Genomic DNA, 20739 nt, shown 5'->3' with positions numbered 1-20739 from the left:
TGGTTGGTGGTTCCCCCCGCCGTAAACCCAAAGGTGGCGCCAAGGTTTCGCCCGGGCGCGATGCTTTGAATTTTGGTCAAATTTTACTCGACTTGAGTTCGCCTTCTCTTCAATTCCCTGACGAAAAAGCGTGCGGATGCTGCGTAAATGCGCATATTCCCCTTTACAGACGGTTCGGCCCAATGTAGTTAAGTGTCGTAACAAACAGCCCGCGATACGACGGGCGACGACCTTGGGAACGCACACCATGCCGCACACGTCCTGCACCCCGTTCGCCGAAACTCCCGCCGACCGCCGGCATCGCCGTCCGCTCCAGGCCGTCCCCGGCCATCCCGACATTCCCGTGTACGGGCGTCACGACGAGACCGCGCACGCCGCGGGCCGCGGGCGCGCCATGGGGCGGGTGCTGCGCATGGACGCGACCGGGCTGTGGGTGGTGCGCCTGGGCGGCGAGCTGGCGGAGATCGCCGGACGCTGCTACTGGGACACGCTGGGCGACCTGCAGGCCGCGGCCAAGCGTGCCGGCATCCCGCTCTCCGACTTCACCATCCACACCGGGCGGAGCGTCTGACCCGGCGTCAGGCCTCCATCTGGAGGGTCTTGATGGTCTCGACGCGGATCTCCTCGGTCAGCCGCTCCTTGTAGGCGGCGAACTCCGGCGCGGTCTTGACCTTGTAGGAGCGGGGGTGCGGCAGCTCGATGGGGATGTCGCACTTGATGCGGCCGGGGCGGGCCGACATCACCACCACCCGGCTCGCCATGAAGATCGCCTCGTCGATGTCGTGGGTGACGAACAGCACCGTCTTGCGGTGCTCCTCCCAGATCCCCAGCAGCAGTTCCTGCATCACCTCGCGCGTCTGGTGGTCGAGCGCGCCGAACGGCTCGTCCAGCAGCAGGATCTTCGGGTCGTTGGCCAACGCGCGGGCCAGCGCCGTGCGCTGCTGCATGCCGCCCGACAGCTGCGCCGGATGGTGGTTCTCGAAGCCCCGCAGGCCGACCTGGGCGATGAAACGGTCGGCGACCGCCAGTTGCTCCGCCCGCGGCACCCCGCGCTCGCGCAGGCCGAAGCAGACGTTGTCGCGCACCGTCAGCCAGGGGAACAGCGTGTAGGACTGGAACACCATGCCGCGGTCCGGCCCCGGCGCGCTCACCGGCTGGCCGTCCAGCAGCACCGCGCCGCCGCTCGGCGTCTCCAGCCCCGCCACCACGCGCAGCAGCGTCGACTTGCCGCAGCCTGAGGGGCCGAGGATGGTGATGAAGTCGTTGTCCTGCACCTCCAGGCTGGTCGGCTCCAGCGCGCGGGTCGCCGAGGCGCCGCGGCGGCCGGGAAAGGTCTTTTCGACGCCTTGGATGGAAAGCTTGCTCATCGACCGCGCGCCCAAGGGAAGAGGCGGGCGTGCGCCGCCTGGAAGAGGAAGTCGGTGACCAGCCCGATCAGGCCGATCACGAAGATGCCGAAGATCATCTGCCCGGTGTCGAGGAAGCGCTGGGCGTCGATGATCATGTGGCCGATGCCGCGGCTGGCCCCGACCAGCTCGGCGACGATCACGTAGGTCCACGCCCAGCCGAGCACGAGGCGCAGCGCCTCGAAGATCTGCGGGCTGGCCGCCGGCAGCAGCACCCGCAGCACCACGCCGCGGCGCGAGGCGCCCAGCGTGTACGCGGCCTCCACGAGGTCGAGCCGGGTCGAGCCGACGATCACCGACACCATGATGACCAGCTGGAAGACCGAGCCGATGAAGATCACCAGGATCTTCTGCAGCTCGCCCACCCCCGCCCACAGGATCAGCAGCGGGATGAAGGCCGAGGCCGGCAGGTAGCGGGCGAAGGAGACGAAGCCCTCGAAGAACGCCTCCACCGGCTTGAACGCGCCCATCAGGATGCCGAGCGGCACCGCGAGCAGCGCCGCCAGCGCGAACCCGGCGAGCACCCGCCAGATGGTGACGGCGATGTCCTGGGCGAACCCGAACTCGGTGAACAGCCCCCAGCCGGCGACCAGCGAATCGCCGGGCGAGGCTAGGAACAGCGGCTTGACGAAACCGCCGTAGGTGGCGATCCCCCAGCCGAGGAAGAACAGCACGAAGCACAGCGCGCCGAGCACCGTGCGCAGGCCGGGCGCCACCGGCTTCAACGGGGCAAAGAGGCTGGGTGGCATGGGACTCCTCGATGTGCGGACATGTGCCCCCACCCCTACCCTCCCCCGCTTCGCAGGGGAGGGGGATTTAGCCTTCCCCTGCGAAGCGGGGGAAGGAGGGGACCCGCGGCGAAGCCGTGGGGAGGATGGGGGCAAGTATGGCCGCGCTTTTACTTCACGAACTCGGCGTTCGCCATCGCGTCCAGGCTCGGCGGCGCCTTGCGGATCAGCTTGGCCTCGAGCATGACGTCCTGCACCTCCTTGGCGAAGGTGGGCATGGTCTTGACCAGGTAGTCCTGGTTGCCGGCCCTGTCGTACCAGCGCACGAACTTCGCCGAGGCCGCGAACTGCTCGGGCGTCTGGTTGACGTCCTTGCCCATGATCTCGAAGGCCTTCTTCTCGTCGGCCTTGATGGCGTCGAGCGCCTCGAACCAGCTCTTGACCACGGCGGCGACGGTCTTCGGGTTCTTCTTGATGAAGTCAGGCTGGAAGGCCAGCGTGTCGATGATGACGCCCGGCGTCTGGTCGGAGGTGACGATGATGTTGGCGTTCGCCTCGCGCACCTTGGACAGGTAGGGCTCGTAGGTCACGGCGGCGTCGAACTGGCCGGCGACGAAGGCGTTGGCGGCGTCGGAGGGCTGCAGGTTCGAGGTCTGCACGTCGTTGATCGACAGCCCGTTCTTCTTCAGCACGTAGGCCAGCCAGAACTGCGGCACGCCGCCGTACTGCACCGCCACCTGCTTGCCCTTGAGGTCGGCGACCTTGGCGATGGGCGGGCGCACCGCGATGCCGTCGCCGCCGTGCGAGCTGTCGAGGATGAGCACCTGCGTCACGTCCACGCCCGACGAGGCGTAGAGGATGTGCGTGTCCACCGTGGTGGCGATGGCCTGCACCTCGCCGGCCGCCATCGCCTGGTGGCGGTTGGAGGTGGGCATCTTCTTGATCTCGACCTCGACGCCGTTCTTCTTGAAGATGCCGGTCTCCTTGGCCAGCGTGATCGGCGCGAAGCCGGTCCAGCCGCTCATGGCGATGGTGATCTTCGACACCTCCTGCGCCACGGCGCCCGACACGCCCAGGCCGATCACCGCCGCCGCAGCCACCGCGCCGGCGGCCCACAGTCTCCTGCTCATCGCGCTCACCCCTCGGTTCGTTCTTGTTCGGACCACCCGATGCGGCAACACGCCGCAATCCGGCCGGCGCGTACCATTTTGATCGCTTTCCCCGCGGCTTGGAAGAGCGCTAGGCAGGAGGCGGCCGGGGGCATGCCGATTCGCGGTAAAAGTTCTGTTGCGATGCGGCGCGATTGCACACTAGATTATGTGACCGGCGAACTACATCTGGTGTCGAGGACGCCTTCCATGGGCTTAGGAATGCAGGACATCGACCGGCAGCGGACGCTGGAATACTTCGAGCGCCTCGGCAAGGAGCGGGTGCGGCTGTACACGGCCGTCGATTGCGAGCGCTTCCTGGGCGGCTGGCAGGTGCGCGAACTGGCCGAGGAATGGCTGAACGCCAAGGACGCGGAGGAACGCTCCGCGCCCTTCTGGCGGCGGCTCATGCGGCGCCGGGCGGGCGCCTAGATCTCCGAAACCCTAGATCTCCGAAACGCTGACGGCCTCCGGGCCCTTCTCGCCCTGACGGAAGGTCAGGCGCACGCGCTGGTTCTCGTTCAGGCCGGACAGGCCGGAGCGCTCCAGCGCCTTGACGTGGACGAAGACGTCGCGGCCGCCGCCATCCGGCGCGATGAAGCCGAAGCCCTTGGTGCCGTTGAACCACTTCACCGTGCCTTCGGCCTCGGTGGTCGGCCCGTCGGCGGCCGGGCGGCGCGGACCGGCCGGGCGCGGACCCCGATCACCACTGCGGTCGCCGAAACGATCACCACCACGGTCGCCGAAGCGCGGGGCGCCCCGGTCGTTGCCCCGCTCGCCGCCCCGATCGCCGAATCGGGCCGGCCCGCGGTCCGGCCGCGGCGGGCGCGCCGGCTTGGCGGTGGAGGTGTCGACGGAGTGCAGCGCGCTCACCTGATGGCCCTTGCGGCCCTCGATGATGTCGACGACCACGCTGGTGCCGTCGGGCAGCGACTCGTAGCCGGCGGACTGCACCAGCGCGTTGGGGATCAGCGCGTCGGCCGAGCCGTCCTTGGGCTGCACGAAGCCGAAGCCGCGGACCGGGTCGAACCACTTGACGATGGCGTCCACCCGCTCGCCCAGGACGGTCGGCTGGCGGAAGACGTGGCGGGGCGGTTCATCTCTGCGCATGATCTCGGGCCGTGCTCGGACAGGGGAAAGAAGACCCTTGTAGCACGGATCGTCGGCCGGCGCCGCACGCGCTTACGGCGACCCTGACAACCGGTCGGGCACGGGAGGCGGCTCGGCCGGCGGCACCGGGATCGGCGGCGGCGGCTCCTCGACGGGCGGGCGCGCCGGATCGTCCTCCGGCAGGTCGGGCGGCACCGGAACCGGGGAACCGGGGACCGGCGGCGTCGGGTACGGGCTCGTCCAGGGCATCAGCCGCCACCGCCGCTGCCGCGGCCCCCGGTCAGCGCCTGCGCCTTGGACAGGCTGTCCATGCACTGCCGCTCGTCGCCGCGCTCGGCGGCGGCGCGGGCGGCCGTGACCAGCGCCTCCATCTGGGCGCGCTGCGCCGCGCGGTCCGGCGAGGCGCCGGTCGGCGACCCGGCGGAGGAGCCCGCGCCGGGCGCCGGTGCGACGCGCGGCGCGGTCGGCATGTTGCCGGTCTGCGGCGGGTCAATCACCGCCTGGTCGCCGATCGCCGGCGGCTTCAGCACGCCGCCCGACTGGCCGAGCTTGTCCGACATCGACAGCCCGGAGGAGCCGCCGTCCGACGTCCCGGCGGTGCCCGGCCGGGGGTCGCCGGGCGCCGGCGGCGTGGCCGTCGGCGGCGAGGTGGCGGACAGGTTCTCGGCGGCGGCGAAGCGGTCGGCCATGTCGCGGCAGGTCTGCTGCGCCAGCGCCGGCGGCGCCAGCAGCGCCGCCACCGCCGCGCCCATCAGCGCGTTGCGAACGGTCTTGGTCATCCTCGAACTCCCTCACGGCCGCGATGACGGGAAAACGGCGGTACGACGGCTGGAGTTCCCGTGCCATTTTCCGCGAATCCCCTGTTGAAGGCGCAGAAGCGGTGCCTTGAGCACCGCAATGTTTCCGGAGGGGGAGACGTCGCCATGTCCCGTACCATGACCGGGTTTGGCTCGCTTGTGCTGACGGCGCTTATCGTGGCGGCGTTCGGCTACACCGCGCTGAACCGCGGCGAGACGATCAGCGCGCTGTGGCTGGTGGTCACCGCACTGTGCGTCTATGCCATCGCCTACCGCTTCTACAGCCTGTACATCGCCGAGACCGTCCTGCAGCTCGACGCGAACCGGCCGACGCCGGCGGTGCGCTACAACGACGGCCTGGACTACGTGCCGACCGACAAGTACGTGCTGTTCGGCCATCATTTCGCCGCCATCGCCGGCGCCGGTCCCCTGGTCGGCCCCGTGCTGGCGGCGCAGATGGGCTACCTGCCGGGCACGATCTGGATCCTGGTCGGCGTGGTGATGGCCGGCGCGGTGCAGGACATGATCGTCCTGTTCGCCTCCACCCGGCGCGACGGCCGCACGCTGGGCGACATGGTGCGCTCCGAGATGGGTCCGGTGGCCGGCGTCATCGCGCTGATCGGCGTCATGCTGATCATGATCATCCTGATCGCCGTGCTGGCGCTGGTGGTGGTCAAGGCGCTGGTCGGCAGCCCGTGGGGCACCTTCACGGTGTTCGCCACCATCCCCATCGCCCTGCTGATGGGCGTCTACACCCGCTTCCTCCGCCCGGGGCGCATCGGCGAGATGTCGGTGATCGGCTTCGTGCTGCTGATGGCCGCCATCATGGGCGGGCAGGTGGTGGCCGAGAGCCCGACCTGGGGACCGGCCTTCACCTACACCGGCACCCAGCTGGCCCTGATGATCATCGGCTACGGCTTCGTCGCCTCGGTGCTGCCGGTGTGGCTGCTGCTGGCGCCGCGCGACTACCTGTCCACCTTCCTGAAGGTCGGCACCATCATCGCGCTGGCCATCGGCATCGTCTTCGTGATGCCGGAGCTGCGCATGCCGGCGGTGACCCGCTTCATCGACGGCTCGGGGCCGGTGTTCTCCGGCTCGCTGTTCCCGTTCCTGTTCATCACCATCGCCTGCGGCGCGGTATCCGGCTTCCACTCCCTGATCTCCTCGGGCACCACCCCGAAGATGCTGGAGAACGAGACGCAGGCCCGCCTGATCGGCTACGGGGGCATGCTGACCGAGTCGTTCGTGGCGATCATGGCGCTGATCGCCGCCTGCGTGCTCGACCCGGCGGTGTACTTCGCGATGAACAGCCCGGCCGGCCTGATCGGCACCGACGCCGCCAAGGCGGCCGAGGTGATCTCCTCCTGGGGCTTCGTCATCACGCCGGACGCGCTGACGGCCATCGCCAAGGACGTCGGCGAGTCCACCATCCTCAGCCGCGCCGGCGGCGCGCCGACGCTGGCGGTGGGCATGGCGCACATCCTGTCCAGCGCCATCGGCGGGCAGGCGCTGATGGCCTTCTGGTACCACTTCGCCATCCTGTTCGAGGCGCTGTTCATCCTCACCACCGTGGACGCCGGCACCCGCGTGCTGCGGTTCATGATCCAGGATCTGGTCGGCATCGCCGTGCCCTTCATGCGGCAGACCAAGTCCTGGGCCGCCAACCTGATCGCCACCTCGCTGGCGGTGGGGTCGTGGGGCTATTTCCTGTACCAGGGCGTGGTCGATCCGCTGGGCGGCATCAACACGCTGTGGCCGCTGTTCGGCATCTCCAACCAGATGCTGGCGGCCATCGCGCTGATCCTGTGCACGGTGGTGCTGTTCAAGATGAAGCGGCAGGCGCACGCCTGGGTGACTCTGCTGCCGACCGCGTGGCTGCTGATCTGCACGCTGACCGCCGGCTGGCAGAAGCTGTTCCACCCCGACGCCAAGATCGGCTTCCTGGCGCACGCCAGCGCCTTCTCCGAGGCCGCCGCCGCCGGCAAGGTGCTGGCACCGGCCAAGACCATGGAGGAGATGCAGCGCGTCATCGTCAACGACTACGTGGACGCCACGCTGTGCGGGCTGTTCATCCTGGTGGTGGTGGCGATGATCGCCTACGGCGTCGTCTGGATCCGCCGCGCGCTGGCCGACCCGAACGTCACCGCGCACGAGGTCGCCGGCGTCCGCGCCGCGGCCGGCCGGCCGCTGGCGGCGGAGTGACGGCCATGCAGCAAGCCTACGACCTGTTGCTGCGGATGCAGCGCACGGCGCGCCTGATGGTGGGCGTGCCCGACTACGACGCCTACGTGGCGCACCGCCGGATCACCCACCCGGACGAGCCGGTGATGACCTACGAGGAGTTCTTCCGCGACTGCCAGGACCGCCGCTACGGCGGCAAGAACGGCGGAGCCATCCGCTGCTGCTGAGCGTTATCATGCCGAAGGCGCATCAAGCGCCTTCGGCTCAAGCCCGACAGCTCAATGCGAGCATTGAGCGAAAGGGTGATGCGGCCAGCCGCATCACCGGGCGCGCGTCACGCAACGCGCGCCCGGTTCCCTCCGACCCACGATGAGGACCATGCCCAAAGCCAAGACGCCGACCGCGATCTCCGCGTCGGCCGAGGCCGAGGCGTTCTACGCCGAGAGCCTGAAGCTGCTGAAGGAGTCCGGCGTCCCGTTCCTGCTGGGCGGCACCTACGCGGTGTGCGCCTACACAGGGCTCAGCCGGCTGACCAAGGACATCGACGTGTTCTGCAAGGCCGGCGACTTTCCGCGCATCCTCGCCTTCTTCCAGGACCGCGGCCACGCCACCGAGATCGAGGACGAGCGCTGGATCGGCAAGGTCCTGCACGGCGAGCTGTTCTTCGACGTCATCTTCAACTCGGCCGCCGCCATCAACCCGGTCACCGACGCGTGGTTCGGCGAGCGGCATTCCGCGATGATCCTGGGCTCCGACGTGCAGCTGATCCCGCCGACCGAGCTGCTGTTCTCCAAGGCGTTCGTGCAGATGCGCCACAAGTACGACGGGCCGGACGTGGCGCACCTGATCCTGCGCCGGCGCGGCGACATCGACTGGAAGCGGCTCCTGGCGCACATGGAGCAGTACTGGGAGGTGCTGCTGATGCACGTCCTGAACTTCCGCTTCATCTACCCGACCGAGCGCGAGGCGATTCCCGACTGGCTGCTGGACGAGCTGTTGACCCGCCTGCACGAGCGGGCCAAGCTGCCGGTGCCGCAGACGCGCATCTGCCGCGGCCGGCTGTACTCGCGCGAGGACTACCTGATCGACGTCACAGACTGGGGCTTCGCCGACGTGGTCGGCGAGGAGGCGAAGCATGGCTGAAGGCAAGATCACCGTCGCCGCCATCGGCGACATCCACGTCGCCGAGACCGCGGTCCACCCCTACCGCGACCTGTTCCTGCGCATCGCCGAGGAGGCCGACGTGCTGGCGCTGTGCGGCGACCTGACCAACCACGGCAAGCTGAAGGAGGCGGAGATCCTCGCCGAGGACCTGCGCGGCCTGAGCATCCCGGTGCTGGCGGTGCTCGGCAACCACGACCACGAGTGCGGCGTGGTGGAGGAGGTGCGCCATGTGCTCTCCCAGGCCGGGGTGAAGTTCCTCGACGACGGCACGGTGTACGAGATCAAGGGGGTGGGCTTCGCCGGGGTGAAGGGCTTCGCCGGCGGGTTCGAGCGCATGATGCTCGACGCCTTCGGCGAGCCGGCGATCAAGGCCTTCGTGCACGAATCCGTCAACGAGGCCATGCGCCTGGAAAGCGCGCTGCGCCAGCTGGAGACCGAGCGCACCGTGGTGGTGCTGCACTACGCGCCGATCGCCGAGACGGCCGAGGGCGAGCCCAAGGAGATCATGCCCTTCCTCGGCTCCTCACGGCTGGCGGAGACCATCGACCGCTACCACGACCGGGTGAAGGCGGTGGTGCACGGGCATGCGCACCACGGGCGCTTCAAGGGCACGACCCCGCGGGGAACGCCGGTCTACAACTGCGCGCAGACCATCCCGAAGGACGGCGAACGGCTCTACGCGCTGATCGAGGTGTGAGGCTGTAGCCCTCCCCCGCCTCCGGCGGGGGAGGGTTGGGTGGGGGCATCGACGTGTCCGAGAATCCACGCCTGCCACCTGCACCGCCGCCCCCACCTAACCTCCCCCGCCGGAGGCGGGGGAGGGACCGGGTTTCCCTACACCGTCGCCCCTTCCCTCCCCAGCACGCGGCCCGGCGGCAGCAGCAGCGTCGCCACCGTCCCCCGCCCCGGCGCGGACACCAGCTCGATCCGCCCGTCGTGCCGCTCGATCAGCGCCTTGGTCAGCGGCAGGCCCAGCCCCGTCCCCTCGTGCCCGCGCGACAGCCGGCCGTCCGCCTGCACGAAGGGCGAGAACACCCGTTCCAGCACCTCCGGCGCGATGCCCTCGCCGGTGTCCGCCACCGAGATCGCCAGCCCGCCATCCTTCGTCGGGGCGGCGCGCACGGTGACGCTCCCGCCGGCCGGCGTGAACTTCACCGCGTTGGACAGCAGGTTGTCCAGCATCTGCTTCAGCAGCCGCTCGTCGGCCAGCACCGCCGGGGTGGCGTCGTCCACCGCCTCCACCAGGGTCACGCCGGCCCGCTCGGCACGGTCGCGCATCAGGCGCACGCAGGCGGTCACCAGCGCCTCCGGCGCCACCGGGCGCTCGGACAGCGTCATCGCGCCGGTCTCGACCTTGGCGATGTCGAGGATGTCGTTGATCACCGCCAGCAGGTGGGTGGCGCCCTCGTGGATGTCCTCGGCGTAGCTGGCGTAGTGCGGGTCGCCCAGCGGCCCCATCGCCTGGTCCCGGATGATCTCCGAGAAGCCGATGATGGCGTTCAGGGGCGTGCGCAGTTCGTGGCTCATGGTGGCGACGAACTGCGACTTGGCGCGGCTGGCGACCTCGGCGGCCTCCTTGGCGGCGCGCAGGCCGTTCTCCAGCTCCTTGCGCAGCGTGATGTCGCGCACCACCGCGCTGTACAGCGGCGCGCCCTCGCAGGCGATGCGGCTGGCGCGCACCTCCACCGGCACCTCCTTCTCCGCTGGACCGGCGCCGCGCACCGCCAGCAGGTCGCAGCCCTGCCCGCCGGCCCCGGTCAGCCGGTCCGGCGTCAGCTCGCCGCCGTCCGCCGCGCGCAGCAGCGCGCCCAGCGGCTGGCCGAGCGTCGCCTCCTCCGGCTGGCCGAACAGGCGCTCGGCGGCGTGGTTGACGTCGGCGACGCGGCCGGCGGCGTCGAACAGCACGATGGCATCGGCCGCACCCTCCAGCACCGCCGACAGGCGGTTGCGCACCAGCGCGGCGCGGCGCTGCTCGTCCCGCCACGCGGCGGCGATGCGCCACGCCAGCGCGCCGATCAGCCCGCCGGCCACCAGCAGCGCCGGCAGCAGCCAGCCGGTCAGCGCGTCGCCCGGCCGCGCGCTGGTCCAGACCAGCGCGCCGATCCGCGTGCCGTCGGGCGCGGTCAGCGGCGTCCCCGGGGCGTCCGCCCCCGACTCGAAGCGCAGGCCGGGCAGCAGGAAGCGGCGGGCGTGGCGGTCGAGGAGGCCGCGGTCGATGGGCCGCGTGGTCACCAGCACGCCGGGGCTCGCCCCGCCGGACTCGCCCGGACTTAGGGGGGCCGGGCGCAGCGGCGCGACGGCGGCGAGGTGCGGCGCGCCGTCCAGCAGCAGGACGCCAGCGGCGGGCTGCGGCCGCCCATCCGGCCGCACCACCGCGGCGGCGATCAGCCGATCGAGGCCCGGATGCGGCCGCGGCGCCGCTTCCGGCGGCTGCGGCGCGCCGTTGCGGCTGGCGAACAGCGTGCGCCCGGCGGCGTCGATGACGAAGCTGGCGTCAAAGCCGAAGGTGCGGCTAAACGCTGTCCCCAGCTCGTACGACGCCCAGTCGCGGTCGAGCGGCAGCACGCCCCGCGCGCCGGGCGCCTGCGGCCACGCGCGGTCCAGCGTCACCTGCGCCTGATCGTCGAGATGGTCGTCGAGAATGGCGCGGGCGACCTGCGCTTCCGTCTCCAGCGCGACGCGGTTGAGGCCGTGCGCGGCGACGAACAGCAGCACCGCGGCGATGGCGGCACCCGCCAGCATCAGCAGCGCCAGCAGCACCGCCGGGCTCCAGGTGCGGATGTGCGGGCGGTGCGGCACCCGGCGCGCCGCCGGCGTCGCAATGGTTCCGGCCGTTGATTCCAACTCGGTCGTCATGGACGCGCCGCCGTCCCGCTGCCCTGGGATGGGCAGGATGACGGCGGCGCGGTGCACAAACGATTAACGATCGTACGACCGTGAACGATCCCCAGTGGACATCCTCAGACGCGCGCCCGGGCGTAGGGGGTCAGCCGCCGCTCGGTCGCGCGCACCGCCCAGGCGAGCGCGAAGTTCAGCACCAGATAGATGGCGCCGGCGACGATGAAGATCTCGAACACCGCGAAGGTCTGCGCGATGATCCGGCGCGCGATGCCCGTCACCTCCAGCAGCGTGATGGTGCTGGCCAGCGAGCTGGCCTTGATCATCAGGATCACCTCGTTGCCGTAGGCCGGCAGCGCCTGCCGCACGGCGATCGGCACGATGATGCGGCGGAACAGCAGGAAGCGGCCCATGCCGCAGGCCCGCGCCGCCTCGATCTGCCCGTGCGGCACCGCCTGGATGGCGCCGCGGATGATCTCGCTGCCGTAGGCGGCGGTGTTCAGCGTCATCGCCAGGATGGCGCACCAGTAGGGCTCGCGCAGGACCGGCCACAGCACGCTCTCGCGCACGCCGCCGAACTGCCCCAGGCCGTAGTAGATCAGGAAGATCTGCACCAGCAGCGGCGTGCCGCGGAACACGAACACGTAGGACCGCGCGATCCAGTCCGCCACCGGGTTGCCGGACAGCCGCATCAGCGCCATCCCGGTCGCCAGCGCCACGCCCGCCAGCTCGGCGAACAGCACCAGCTGCACCGTGACCGGCACCCCGGCGGCGAGGCGCGGCAGCGCGTCCCACATCAGCGTCCAGTTCATGCCTTATGCCCTCCGCACGCCGCGCATGGTGTGACGCTCGGCGCGGTCGAAGGCCGCCGTCGAGACGGTGGTCAGCACGAGGTAGATCACCGCCGCCGCGGTGTAGAACATGAAGGGCTGGCGGGTCGAGCCGGCGCCCAGGTGCGCGACGCGCATCACCTCGGCCAGCGCGGTGACCGACACCAGCGACGTGTCCTTCAGCGTCAGCTGCCAGACGTTGCCCAGGCCCGGCAGCGCGTAGCGCAGCGTCTGCGGCACCAGGATGCGGCGCAGGATCAGCCAGCGGCCCATGCCGCAGGCGCGCGCCGCCTCGATCTGGCCGTGCGGCACCGACTGCACGGCGCCGCGGATCACCTCGGTGGAGTAGGAGCCGGAGATCAGCCCGACCGCCATGACGCCGATGGAGAAGGCGTTCAGTTCGACGTAGCCGTCGTGGCCGAACACGCGGGCGACGGCGCCGACCATGCCGTTGCCGCCGAAGAACAGCAGGTAGATGACCAGCAGTTCGGGCACGCCGCGCACGACGGTGGTGTAGACCTCCGCCACGCCGCGCAGCAGCAGGTTCTCGCCCAGCTTGGCGGCGGCGCCCAGCGAGCCGAGCACGACGCCCAGCGCGAACGCCGACACCGCCACGGCGACGGTCATCCCCGCCCCGCCGAGGATCTGCCAGCCCCAGCCCTGCGGCCCGAAGGAAAGGAGGTCGAGCATGCGTTACGGTCGAAGCCCTCCCCCGCCGGAGGCGGGGGAGGGCTCCACGATCCTTACTTCTTGATCGAGATGTCGTAGCCGAAGTGCTGCTTGGACAGCTTCGACACGGTGCCGTCCTTGGTGGCCTCGGCGATGGCCTTGTCGAACATCGCCTTGAGGTCCGCATCCTGCTTGCGCAGGCCGAGGCCCATGCCCTCGCCCAGCACGCCGCGCACGAGGTTCGGGCCGAACATCACGATGTTGCCGCCCTTGTCCTCCTTGATGATCGGCTCGAGCACCGAGCGGTCGCCGATCACCGCGTCGACGCGGCCCGCACCCAGGTCGATGCCGGCGTTGTCGATCTTGTCGTAGGTGCGCACGGCGATCTTCGGCAGGTGCTTCTCCAGGAAGGCCAGCTGCGTGGTCGAGGTCTGCACGCCGACGGTCTTGCCGGCCAGCGCCTTGGCGAGGTCGTCGATCGCCTTCTTGCCCGCCGGCGTCTGGATGTCGAGGATGTCGGTCTTCGCCAGCGACGCCAGCGGCGACTTCTTGTCGGTGATGAGGCTCGACGGGTCGTTGCCGTAGGGCACGGTGAAGTCGAGGATCTGCTTGCGCTCGTCGGTGATGGTCATCGCCGACATGATGGCGTCGTACTTGCCCTGCTGCAGCGCCGGGATGATGCCGTCCCAGTCCTGCGCGACGAACTCGCACTGGACCTTCATGCGCTTGCACAGGTCGTTGCCGAGGTCGATCTCGAAGCCGACCAGCTTGCCGGAGGCGTCGGTGACGTTCCACGGGGCGTAGGCGCCCTCGGTGCCGATGCGCACCTTCTTCCAGTCCTTCGCCTCGGCTCCGCCGAACGCGAGCGCCACGGCGGCGCCGACGGCCAGCGCCGCGATAACCTTCTTCATTCTCCTGCCTCCTCTGTTCGGAACATGGCCCGCCTTCTTGCGGGCGGGCCGGGGGTTCACCTGTAGGCTTTCCACAACCGGGTCAAGCGGAATTCGACAGGTGCCGCGCGAGGAACTGTCGCACCCGGTCGGACTCGGGCGTCACCAGCACCCGGTCGGGCGGCCCCTGCTCCTCGATGCGGCCCTGGTGCAGGAACACCACCTCGGACGCGACCTCACGGGCGAAGTCCATCTCGTGCGTCACCAGGATCATGGTGGCGCCCTCGTCGGCCAGTTGGCGGATGACCAGCAGCACCTCGCCGACCAGCTCGGGGTCGAGCGCCGACGTGGGCTCGTCGAACAGCATCACCTTCGGCTGCATGGCCAGCGCCCGCGCGATGGCGGCGCGCTGCTGCTGCCCGCCGGAGAGCTGCCCCGGGTAGGCGTCCGCCTTGGCCAGGATGCCGACCTTGTCGAGCAGGCGCTTCGCCCGGTCCACCGCCTCGTCCTTCGGCACGCCCAGCACGTGGACCGGCGCTTCGATGACGTTCTGCAGGATCGTCATGTGGGTCCACAGGTTGAAGCTCTGGAACACCATGCCCAGCCGCGTGCGGAGGCGGTCGACCTGCCGGGCGTCGGCCGGCACGGTGCGGCCGCCGCGCCCCTTCTTCAGGGCGATCGCCTCGCCGCCGATGACGATGCGGCCCTCGTCCGGCACCTCCAGCAGGTTGATGCAGCGGAGCATCGTGCTCTTGCCCGAGCCGGACGAGCCGATCAGCGCGATGACGTCACCCTCGCGCGCCGTCAGCGACACGCCCTTCAGCACCTCGAGGCTGCCGAAGCGCTTGTGCAGGTCCTGGACGACGACGGCTTCGGGCGCGTCGGGGTTGGTCGGCGGGTGACGATGCATGGAGGTGGTGTGACCAATAGGGAAAGACAGCTCAAGCTAGTCCGCCGGCCGCGGTCGGGAAAGCGGATTTTCGCTCACCACAACAACAGGACGAGCACCTGCGGCGCCAGGATGCGCAGGCACATGGCCAGCGGGTACACGGTGGCGTAGGCCAGCGCCGGTGCCTCCGACACCGCCACGGCGTTGGCGTAGGCGAGGCCGGGCGGGTTGGTCTGCGCCCCGGCCAGCACGCCGCAGATGGTCAGGAAGTTCAGCTTCATCACCCCGCGCGCCACCAGCCCGGTGACCAGCAGCGGGATCGCCGTGACCAGCACGCCCCAGGCCATCCAGGGCAGCCCCGCCCCGCTCGCCAGCGTCTCGACGAAGCGGTCGCCGGACGCCACGCCCAGCACCGCCAGGAACAGCACGATGCCGATCTCGCGCAGCGCCAGGTTGGCGGCCGGCGGCATGAACCACACCAGCGGCCCGAGGTTGCCGAGTCGCGCCAGCAGGATCGCCACGATCAGCGGCCCGCCGGCCAGCCCGAGGCGCAGCGGCGCCGGCATGCCCGGCAGGAACAGCGGGATCGAGCCGACGATGGCGCCCAGCGCGATGCCGAGGAACATCGGCACCATCTCGACGCTCTGCAGCCGGCGCTCGGAGTTGCCGATCAGCCGCGCCACCGCCTTCAGCGCGTCGGGCGGACCGATGACGTTCAGGATGTCGCCGAACTGCAGCCGCAGCGCCGCGCTCGGCACCAGTTCGACGCCGGCGCGGGTGACGCGGCTGATCACCGCGCCGTACAGCCCCTGCACGTTCAGCGCGGCGATCGGCTTGCCGAGCACGGCGTTGCTGGTGACGACGATGCGCTCCCACTTCAGGTCGGTGCCCTGGGTGGTCAGGTTGGCCTCCGCCGGCTCGCCGAGGTACAGGCAGCACTCCTCCAGCTTCGGCCGCGGACCGACGAGATGCAGCACGTCGCCGACGCGCAGCTCCAGCTCGGGATGCGGCACCATCAGCCGGTCGCCGCGCAGCAGCCGCGACGCCACCACGCCCAGGCTGGGCAACGTGGAGAGCGTGCCGAGCCGCACGCCGTCGATGCCGGGGTTGCGGATGGCGACGTTCACCGTGTGCAGCGCCGACACCTCGCGCCGCCGCTCCGCCTCGAACTCCTGCGCCTCGCGCTGCGGGTCGATGCCGAAGACGATGCGCACCAGCGCCATGGTGAACAGGTTGCCGGCGATGCCGAACGGGTAGGTGACGGCGAAGGCGAGACCCGGCAGCGCCATCACCGCGGCGTCCGCCCCGACCTCGGTCAGCACCTGCTGCGAGGCGGCCAGCGCCGGGGCGTTGGTCACCGCCCCGGCGAAGACGCCCAGCGACGCCCCAAGCGGCACCGCACCGCTCACCGCCAGCACCGCCGTCACCGCGACGCTCAAGCCCACCATCAGCAGCGCCAGCGCGTTGAGCCGCAGCCCGGCGGAGCGCAGCGCCGCGAAGAAGCCGGGGCCGACCTGGATGCCGATGGTGTAGACGAACAGGATCAGGCCGAAGTCGCGGATGAAGTCCATCATCTCGGCGTTGAAGGTCACGCCGGCCTGCTTGGCCAGATGCCCGCCGGCGATGCCGGCGAACAGCACGCCGCCGATCCCCAGCCCGACCCCGCGCACCTTGAGGTGCCCGAGCGCCAGCCCCGCCGCCGAGACGAGTCCGAGCACGAGCACCACGCGGGCGATGTTCGGCATGGCGTGCAATGCGTCGGCAAGGAAATGCATGGGGCGTCGGCCGTCCTGATCGGCGGATGGTGCAGCGCAAGGAATGGTGCGCGAAGACGCCGGGGCAATACTCCTTCCGGGGTCACCACAGCAAGAGGACAAGAACCTGCGGCGCGAGGATGCGCAGGCACATCACCAGGGGGTACACGGTGGCGTAGGCCAGCGCCGGCGCCTCGCTCGGCGTCATCGCGTTGGCGAAGGCCAGGGCCGGCGGGTCGGTCATGCTGCCGGACAAAAGGCCGCACAACGAAAGATAGTTGATCCGCTTGATCCGCCGCGCGACCAGGCCGACCACCAGCAGCGGCACCAGCGTGATGATCGCGCCGCAGCCGATCCACACCAATCCGTCGCCGGACAGCAGCGTCTCGACGAATCGCCCGCCGGACAGCAGGCCGACCACCGCCAGGAACAGGATGATGCCGATCTCGCGCAGAGCCAGGTTGGCGGCCGGCGGCATGAACCACACCAGCGGCCCGAGGTGGCCGACGCGGGCCAGCACGATGGCCGCCACCAGCGGCCCGCCGGCCAGCCCGAGCTTCATCGGCGCCGGCATGCCCGGCACGAACAGCGGGATCGAGCCGAGCAGGACGCCCAGCGCGATGCCGATGAACACCGGGATGAACTCGACCTGCTGCAGCCGGCGGTGCGAGTTGCCGAACAGCGCGGCGACGCGGGTGATGTCCGCCGGCTTGCCGATGGCGGTGAGGATGTCGCCGAACTGCAGGCGCAGGGCCGGCGAGGGCACCAGCTCGACGCCGGCGCGGTTCACCCGGCTGACCACCACGTCGTACGCCTCGGCGAGGTCGAGCTGCGCGATGCTCTTGCCCAGCACGTGCTCGTCGGTGACCACGAGGCGCTCCCAGCGCATGTCGGTGCCCTTGGTGGTCAGCGTCACCTCCGACTCCTGGCCCAGGTACTGCTTCAGGCGCTCCAGCTTCGGCCGCGGGCCGACGAGGTGCAGGATGTCGCCCGGCTCCAGCAGCGTGTCGGGGTGCGGCACCTGGAGATGGCCGCCGCGCATCATGCGCGACACCGCCACCCCCTCCTCGCCGGAGTGCACGAGGTCCTTCACCGCCACGCCGATGATGCCGGGGTTGCGGATGGCGACGTCCAGCGTCTCCAGCGACTCGATGGCGGTGCGGCGCTGCCGCTCGAAGGCCTCGGCCTCCGCCACCGGATCGATGCGGAACACGTGGCGCACCACCGCCATGGCGATCAGGATGCCGGCGATGCCGAACGGGTAGGCCACGGCGTAGCCGAGGCTGGGCATGGCCTGCTCCGCCGCCAGGGCGCCGACCGCGCCGAGGATCTCCTGCGCCGCCGCCAGCGACGGCGTGTTGGTCACCGCGCCGGAGAAGATGCCGAGCACCGCCGGCAGCGGCACCCCGCCGACCAGGTGGATCGCCGCCGCGGTCAGCACGCCCAGCACGACGATGGACGCCGCCATCAGGTTGAGCCCGAGTCCCTGGCGCTTCAGCGCCGCGAAGAAGCCCGGGCCGACTTGGATGCCGATGGTGTAGACGAACAGCACCAGCCCGAACTCGCGGATGAAGTGCAGGACGTGGTGGTCGAAGGACACGCCGTAGACCCGCGCGAGGTGCCCGGCCGCCAGCCCGCTGAACAGCACGCCGCCGATCCCCAGCCCGACCCCGCGCACCTTGACGTGGCCGAGCGCCAGCCCGCTGATCGCCACGGCGCTGAGGGTCAGCAGGACGCGGGCGATGTCGGACAATCCCTGGAAGAGGTCGAGCATGGCGGGGCGGTGGTTCCTGTGGCGGCCGGGAACCCCATGCATAAGCTCTGCAATTTACAAAAATCAAAATTTCGCCATTTTTTCCGCGTAGACGGAAAGAGAGCGCGATGAATGCCGCGCCGCGGGACGCCGCCCGGCGTTTCCGCGACCCCCATACTAAGGACGCTCACCCCGGCGTCCCCAGCCAGCCCCGGCTGGACGTGCGGCCACCGCCAGAGCCCCCCTGCGGTGGCCGTTTTTTCTGTCTTTTTCAATTCCCTCAGACGGCGGGCGCGGCCGTCCGGCCGCTTGCCTTCGCGGCCACGTGGCCGCGGGGCCTCAATGGCCCAGTCGCGCTTGCGCGCTCCGCCCCCTCCCCTGCCCCTCCCCCGCTCCGCGGTGGAGGGGGGGAGCGGCGGAGTTCCCTCCCCTGCGAAGCGGGGGAGGGTTAGGGTGGGGGCAAGTGCGCCCCGTCACTGCGCGATCGGCGCCGCCTCGATCTTGCCCCGGGGCGCCGCGCTGACCTTAGGCCCGCTGTTGTCCGCCGCCTTCGGCACCACGGTGGACGCCCCCTTCACGCTGGGCGCGGCGCTGTCCTGCAGGCGCAGCAGGTGCAGCCGGATGTAGCCGGTGCCGCCGTTGTGCGACACCGCGACCCAGTCGGTCTTGGGCACCCGGCCCAGCGCGTTCACCGGCTGCCCGGGCGGCAGCCGGCCGACCACCGCGGCACCCGGGCTGGCGGCGGCGCGCAGCGTGCCGTCGGTGCCGGCGACCCATTTGCCGGCCATCGGCTCGAAGCCGGGGGCCTTCGCCACGGGCGGCGTATAGACCGGCGGCGGGCGCGTCTGCGTGCCGCAGGCGGCCAGCGCAAGGGCGAGGACGAGGGCGAATCGGGAGGTGCGCATGCGTCGGGAACGGATTGCAGCGGACGGGGGCCCCTGTTTAGCACGCCCGCCCCGGCGGTGAAGTCCGCGCTGCTGAGATTTTTTTGAGGTGCCGCGGGCGTGTGCTATAGCTCGCCTCCGATCCGCCTGCCCTTCCAGGACCTTGCCCCGCCCATGCCTGCCTTCGCCGGAACCGAGCTGACGTGCCTGCGCGGCGACCGGCTCGTCTTCACCGAGCTGGACTTCCGCATCGAGCCGGGCGAGGCGCTGATGCTGCTCGGCCCCAACGGCAGCGGCAAGTCGAGTCTGCTGCGCATGCTGGCGGGCCTGCTGAAGCCGTTCCGCGGCCGGCTCGCCTGGGACGACCTGGAGGTGCGCGATGAGCCGGACCAGCACCGCCGCCGCATCCACTACGTCGGCCACCTCGACGCCGTGAAGCCGGTGCTGAGCGCCCTGGAGAACCTCGCCTTCTGGGCGCGCCTGGGCGGCGCCGCGGATCCGAACGCCCACGCGCTGGACGCGCTGACCCGCTTCGGCGTGCCGCACATCGCGCCGGTGCCGGGCCGCTACCTGTCGGCCGGGCAGAAGCGCCGCCTCAATCTGGCGCGCATCCTCGCCGCCCCGGCGCCGCTGTGGCTGCTCGACGAACCCACCGTGGCACTCGACCGCGCCGCGGTGCGCCTGCTGGAGGGCATCATCGCCGAGCACCGGGCGGCCGGCGGCATGGTGGTGCTGTCCACCCACGCCGACATCGCGCTGCCGGGCCACCGCGTCCTGCAGCTCGACGAGTTCAGCCCCGTCGCGCACGACGAGGACGAAGAGGATGAGGAGCACGCCCTATGAACCGCTTCCTCGCCCTTGTCGGGCGCGACCTGCATCTGGCGCTGCGCCAGGGCTCGGACGCCACCATCGCGGTGATGTTCTTCGTGCTGTGCGTGGTGCTGTTCCCCTTCGGCGTCGGGCCGGAGCCGAACATCCTCGCGCGCATCGCCGCCGGGGTGATCTGGGTGGCGGCGCTGCTCGCCTCGCTCTTGTCGCTGGAGCGGCTGTTCCAGAACGACTACGAGGACGGCTCGCTGGAGCTGCTGTCGCTGACCGCGCTGCCGCTGGAGGCCGTGGTGCTGGCCAAGACGCTGGCGCACTGGCTGGTCACCGGCGTGCCGCTGCTGGTGGCGGCGCCGCTGCTGGCGGTGCTGCTGAACATGGAGGCCGGCGGCTTCGGCGTGCTGGTGCTGACGCTCGCCATCGGCACGCCGATCCTCAGCCTGATCGGCTCCATCGGGGCGGCGCTGACGCTGGGGGCGCGGCGCGGCGGCGTGCTGATCTCGCTGCTGATCCTGCCGCTCTACATTCCCGTGCTGATCTTCGGCGCCGGCGCCATCGACGCCGCCGTCACCGGCCTGACGCCCCGCCCGCACCTGCTGCTGCTCGCCGGCATCCTGGCCGGCTGCCTGCCGCTCGCCCCCTGGGCGGGGGCTGCGGCGCTGCGGCAGGCGCTGGAGTAGGATCTACCCAAACGGTCAACGGTTCCCAAAACTGACGAAGGTCAAGGCAACCCCCTCGCGCTCGGGCCAGTGTGCCATTATATCGTCCGTCAGTCGGCCGAAGAGACAGGGTCCCATGCACCGTTTCGCCAACCCCGCCCGTTTCCTGCGCATCGCGGCCGTGATCCTGCCGTGGAGCGCGGGGGCCACCGTC

General features: G+C 70.6%; 23 protein-coding genes. 9 read left to right on the top strand and 14 right to left on the bottom strand.

What is annotated here, in order from left to right; genetic code table 11:
* The coding region (locus TSO221_RS36215; protein WP_211099138.1) for a hypothetical protein at positions 1-188 on the top strand (188 nt) is incomplete at its 5' end.
* A gap of 59 nt (positions 189-247) precedes the next feature.
* Entirely contained in the window at positions 248-571 is a 324-nt protein-coding gene (locus TSO221_RS23700) for a hypothetical protein (RefSeq protein WP_109120986.1), read from the top strand.
* Between the two features lie 7 nt (positions 572-578).
* On the opposite strand, the gene TSO221_RS23695 is transcribed toward TSO221_RS23700, so the two are convergent.
* The 3 genes from TSO221_RS23695 to TSO221_RS23685 all read right to left on the bottom strand — a co-directional run bounded on the left by TSO221_RS23695 (position 579) and on the right by TSO221_RS23685 (position 3264).
* Positions 579-1367: an ABC transporter ATP-binding protein gene (locus tag TSO221_RS23695; protein ID WP_109120985.1), complete on the bottom strand. Its 789-nt coding sequence runs from the start codon at positions 1365-1367 to the stop codon at positions 579-581.
* A complete protein-coding gene (locus TSO221_RS23690; RefSeq protein ID WP_109120984.1) occupies positions 1364-2155 on the bottom strand; it encodes an ABC transporter permease in 792 nt (263 codons plus the stop codon). The genes TSO221_RS23695 and TSO221_RS23690 overlap by 4 nt, the downstream gene beginning before the upstream one ends.
* Positions 2156-2304: 149 nt before the next feature.
* Positions 2305-3264: an ABC transporter substrate-binding protein gene (locus TSO221_RS23685; RefSeq protein ID WP_109120983.1), complete on the bottom strand. Its 960-nt coding sequence runs from the start codon at positions 3262-3264 to the stop codon at positions 2305-2307.
* 228 nt (positions 3265-3492) lie between these two features.
* Between TSO221_RS23685 and TSO221_RS23680 the strand changes: the two genes are divergently transcribed.
* Entirely contained in the window at positions 3493-3714 is a 222-nt protein-coding gene (locus tag TSO221_RS23680) for a hypothetical protein (RefSeq protein WP_146208892.1), read from the top strand.
* 12 nt (positions 3715-3726) lie between these two features.
* Here the strand turns inward: TSO221_RS23680 and TSO221_RS36865 are convergent, their stop codons facing one another.
* From TSO221_RS36865 to TSO221_RS23670, 3 genes are all read right to left on the bottom strand, one after another.
* Positions 3727-4392 carry a cold-shock protein gene (locus TSO221_RS36865; protein WP_109120981.1) on the bottom strand — a complete coding sequence of 222 codons (666 nt, stop codon included), beginning with the start codon at positions 4390-4392 and terminating at the stop codon, positions 3727-3729.
* A 72-nt stretch (positions 4393-4464) separates the two neighbouring features.
* On the bottom strand, positions 4465-4641 hold the full coding sequence (locus TSO221_RS36055) for a hypothetical protein (protein ID WP_199229599.1): 177 nt from the start codon (positions 4639-4641) through the stop codon (positions 4465-4467).
* On the bottom strand, positions 4641-5171 hold the full coding sequence (locus tag TSO221_RS23670) for a hypothetical protein (protein ID WP_109120980.1): 531 nt from the start codon (positions 5169-5171) through the stop codon (positions 4641-4643). Before TSO221_RS23670 ends, TSO221_RS36055 begins: the two co-directional genes overlap by 1 nt.
* Before the next feature lie 144 nt (positions 5172-5315).
* Here TSO221_RS23670 and TSO221_RS23665 point away from each other — a divergent pair, with 144 nt between their 5' ends.
* The 4 genes from TSO221_RS23665 to TSO221_RS23650 all read left to right on the top strand — a co-directional run bounded on the left by TSO221_RS23665 (position 5316) and on the right by TSO221_RS23650 (position 9231).
* A complete protein-coding gene (locus TSO221_RS23665; RefSeq protein WP_146208891.1) occupies positions 5316-7391 on the top strand; it encodes a carbon starvation CstA family protein in 2076 nt (691 codons plus the stop codon).
* Between the two features lie 5 nt (positions 7392-7396).
* Complete coding sequence (locus TSO221_RS23660; protein ID WP_109120978.1) at positions 7397-7597, top strand: CstA-like transporter-associated (seleno)protein; 201 nt, start codon at positions 7397-7399, stop codon at positions 7595-7597.
* 151 nt (positions 7598-7748) lie between these two features.
* Complete coding sequence (locus TSO221_RS23655; protein WP_199229598.1) at positions 7749-8513, top strand: nucleotidyltransferase; 765 nt, start codon at positions 7749-7751, stop codon at positions 8511-8513.
* Positions 8506-9231: a metallophosphoesterase gene (locus TSO221_RS23650; protein WP_109120976.1), complete on the top strand. Its 726-nt coding sequence runs from the start codon at positions 8506-8508 to the stop codon at positions 9229-9231. Before TSO221_RS23655 ends, TSO221_RS23650 begins: the two co-directional genes overlap by 8 nt.
* A 137-nt stretch (positions 9232-9368) precedes the next feature.
* Here the strand turns inward: TSO221_RS23650 and TSO221_RS23645 are convergent, their stop codons facing one another.
* The 8 genes from TSO221_RS23645 to TSO221_RS23610 form a co-directional block, all read right to left on the bottom strand.
* Positions 9369-11390 (bottom strand): ATP-binding protein, encoded by a 2022-nt coding sequence (locus tag TSO221_RS23645; protein ID WP_146208890.1) that lies wholly within the window; start codon positions 11388-11390, stop codon positions 9369-9371.
* Positions 11391-11494: 104 nt separating this feature from the next.
* The gene (locus TSO221_RS23640; RefSeq protein WP_109120974.1) at positions 11495-12184 is read right to left on the bottom strand and encodes an ABC transporter permease; all 690 of its coding nucleotides are present in this window, start codon (positions 12182-12184) and stop codon (positions 11495-11497) included.
* A gap of 3 nt (positions 12185-12187) precedes the next feature.
* Positions 12188-12892: an ABC transporter permease gene (locus TSO221_RS23635; protein ID WP_109120973.1), complete on the bottom strand. Its 705-nt coding sequence runs from the start codon at positions 12890-12892 to the stop codon at positions 12188-12190.
* A 53-nt stretch (positions 12893-12945) separates the two neighbouring features.
* Positions 12946-13782, bottom strand: coding sequence for a lysine/arginine/ornithine ABC transporter substrate-binding protein (locus TSO221_RS23630; protein WP_109120972.1), 837 nt, complete (start codon positions 13780-13782; stop codon positions 12946-12948).
* A gap of 82 nt (positions 13783-13864) precedes the next feature.
* A complete protein-coding gene (locus tag TSO221_RS23625; RefSeq protein ID WP_109120971.1) occupies positions 13865-14671 on the bottom strand; it encodes an ATP-binding cassette domain-containing protein in 807 nt (268 codons plus the stop codon).
* 74 nt (positions 14672-14745) lie between these two features.
* Positions 14746-16425: a putative transporter gene (locus TSO221_RS23620; RefSeq protein WP_247878209.1), complete on the bottom strand. Its 1680-nt coding sequence runs from the start codon at positions 16423-16425 to the stop codon at positions 14746-14748.
* A gap of 82 nt (positions 16426-16507) precedes the next feature.
* A complete protein-coding gene (locus TSO221_RS23615; RefSeq protein ID WP_199229597.1) occupies positions 16508-18178 on the bottom strand; it encodes a putative transporter in 1671 nt (556 codons plus the stop codon).
* Between the two features lie 452 nt (positions 18179-18630).
* Positions 18631-19062, bottom strand: a complete 432-nt coding sequence (locus TSO221_RS23610) for an SH3 domain-containing protein (protein WP_109120970.1) — start codon at positions 19060-19062, stop codon at positions 18631-18633.
* A gap of 153 nt (positions 19063-19215) precedes the next feature.
* Here TSO221_RS23610 and ccmA point away from each other — a divergent pair, with 153 nt between their 5' ends.
* Positions 19216-19884, top strand: a complete 669-nt coding sequence (ccmA, locus tag TSO221_RS23605) for a heme ABC exporter ATP-binding protein CcmA (protein ID WP_109120969.1) — start codon at positions 19216-19218, stop codon at positions 19882-19884.
* Positions 19881-20546, top strand: a complete 666-nt coding sequence (gene ccmB / locus TSO221_RS23600) for a heme exporter protein CcmB (protein WP_109120968.1) — start codon at positions 19881-19883, stop codon at positions 20544-20546. The genes ccmA and ccmB overlap by 4 nt, the downstream gene beginning before the upstream one ends.
* Positions 20547-20739: the final 193 nt, after the last annotated feature.

This window comes from Azospirillum sp. TSO22-1 (assembly GCF_003116015.1).
GTDB lineage: Bacteria > Pseudomonadota > Alphaproteobacteria > Azospirillales > Azospirillaceae > Azospirillum.
Note: the sequence above shows the minus strand (reverse complement) of the source record. Positions and strands in the feature narration are given on the sequence as shown.

Excerpts from the sequence above, each read along its gene's own strand:
- TSO221_RS23700 (WP_109120986.1), top strand. The coding sequence starts at position 248 with ATGCCGCACACGTCCTGCACCCCGTTCGCCGAAACTCCCGCCGACCGC.
- TSO221_RS23695 (WP_109120985.1), bottom strand. The coding sequence starts at position 1,367 with ATGAGCAAGCTTTCCATCCAAGGCGTCGAAAAGACCTTTCCCGGCCGC.
- TSO221_RS23690 (WP_109120984.1), bottom strand. The coding sequence starts at position 2,155 with ATGCCACCCAGCCTCTTTGCCCCGTTGAAGCCGGTGGCGCCCGGCCTG.
- TSO221_RS23685 (WP_109120983.1), bottom strand. The coding sequence starts at position 3,264 with ATGAGCAGGAGACTGTGGGCCGCCGGCGCGGTGGCTGCGGCGGCGGTG.
- TSO221_RS23680 (WP_146208892.1), top strand. The coding sequence starts at position 3,493 with ATGGGCTTAGGAATGCAGGACATCGACCGGCAGCGGACGCTGGAATAC.
- TSO221_RS36865 (WP_109120981.1), bottom strand. The coding sequence starts at position 4,392 with ATGCGCAGAGATGAACCGCCCCGCCACGTCTTCCGCCAGCCGACCGTC.
- TSO221_RS36055 (WP_199229599.1), bottom strand. The coding sequence starts at position 4,641 with ATGCCCTGGACGAGCCCGTACCCGACGCCGCCGGTCCCCGGTTCCCCG.
- TSO221_RS23670 (WP_109120980.1), bottom strand. The coding sequence starts at position 5,171 with ATGACCAAGACCGTTCGCAACGCGCTGATGGGCGCGGCGGTGGCGGCG.
- TSO221_RS23665 (WP_146208891.1), top strand. The coding sequence starts at position 5,316 with ATGTCCCGTACCATGACCGGGTTTGGCTCGCTTGTGCTGACGGCGCTT.
- TSO221_RS23660 (WP_109120978.1), top strand. The coding sequence starts at position 7,397 with ATGCAGCAAGCCTACGACCTGTTGCTGCGGATGCAGCGCACGGCGCGC.
- TSO221_RS23655 (WP_199229598.1), top strand. The coding sequence starts at position 7,749 with ATGCCCAAAGCCAAGACGCCGACCGCGATCTCCGCGTCGGCCGAGGCC.
- TSO221_RS23650 (WP_109120976.1), top strand. The coding sequence starts at position 8,506 with ATGGCTGAAGGCAAGATCACCGTCGCCGCCATCGGCGACATCCACGTC.
- TSO221_RS23645 (WP_146208890.1), bottom strand. The coding sequence starts at position 11,390 with ATGACGACCGAGTTGGAATCAACGGCCGGAACCATTGCGACGCCGGCG.
- TSO221_RS23640 (WP_109120974.1), bottom strand. The coding sequence starts at position 12,184 with ATGAACTGGACGCTGATGTGGGACGCGCTGCCGCGCCTCGCCGCCGGG.
- TSO221_RS23635 (WP_109120973.1), bottom strand. The coding sequence starts at position 12,892 with ATGCTCGACCTCCTTTCCTTCGGGCCGCAGGGCTGGGGCTGGCAGATC.
- TSO221_RS23630 (WP_109120972.1), bottom strand. The coding sequence starts at position 13,782 with ATGAAGAAGGTTATCGCGGCGCTGGCCGTCGGCGCCGCCGTGGCGCTC.
- TSO221_RS23625 (WP_109120971.1), bottom strand. The coding sequence starts at position 14,671 with ATGCATCGTCACCCGCCGACCAACCCCGACGCGCCCGAAGCCGTCGTC.
- TSO221_RS23620 (WP_247878209.1), bottom strand. The coding sequence starts at position 16,425 with ATGCATTTCCTTGCCGACGCATTGCACGCCATGCCGAACATCGCCCGC.
- TSO221_RS23615 (WP_199229597.1), bottom strand. The coding sequence starts at position 18,178 with ATGCTCGACCTCTTCCAGGGATTGTCCGACATCGCCCGCGTCCTGCTG.
- TSO221_RS23610 (WP_109120970.1), bottom strand. The coding sequence starts at position 19,062 with ATGCGCACCTCCCGATTCGCCCTCGTCCTCGCCCTTGCGCTGGCCGCC.
- ccmA (WP_109120969.1), top strand. The coding sequence starts at position 19,216 with ATGCCTGCCTTCGCCGGAACCGAGCTGACGTGCCTGCGCGGCGACCGG.
- ccmB (WP_109120968.1), top strand. The coding sequence starts at position 19,881 with ATGAACCGCTTCCTCGCCCTTGTCGGGCGCGACCTGCATCTGGCGCTG.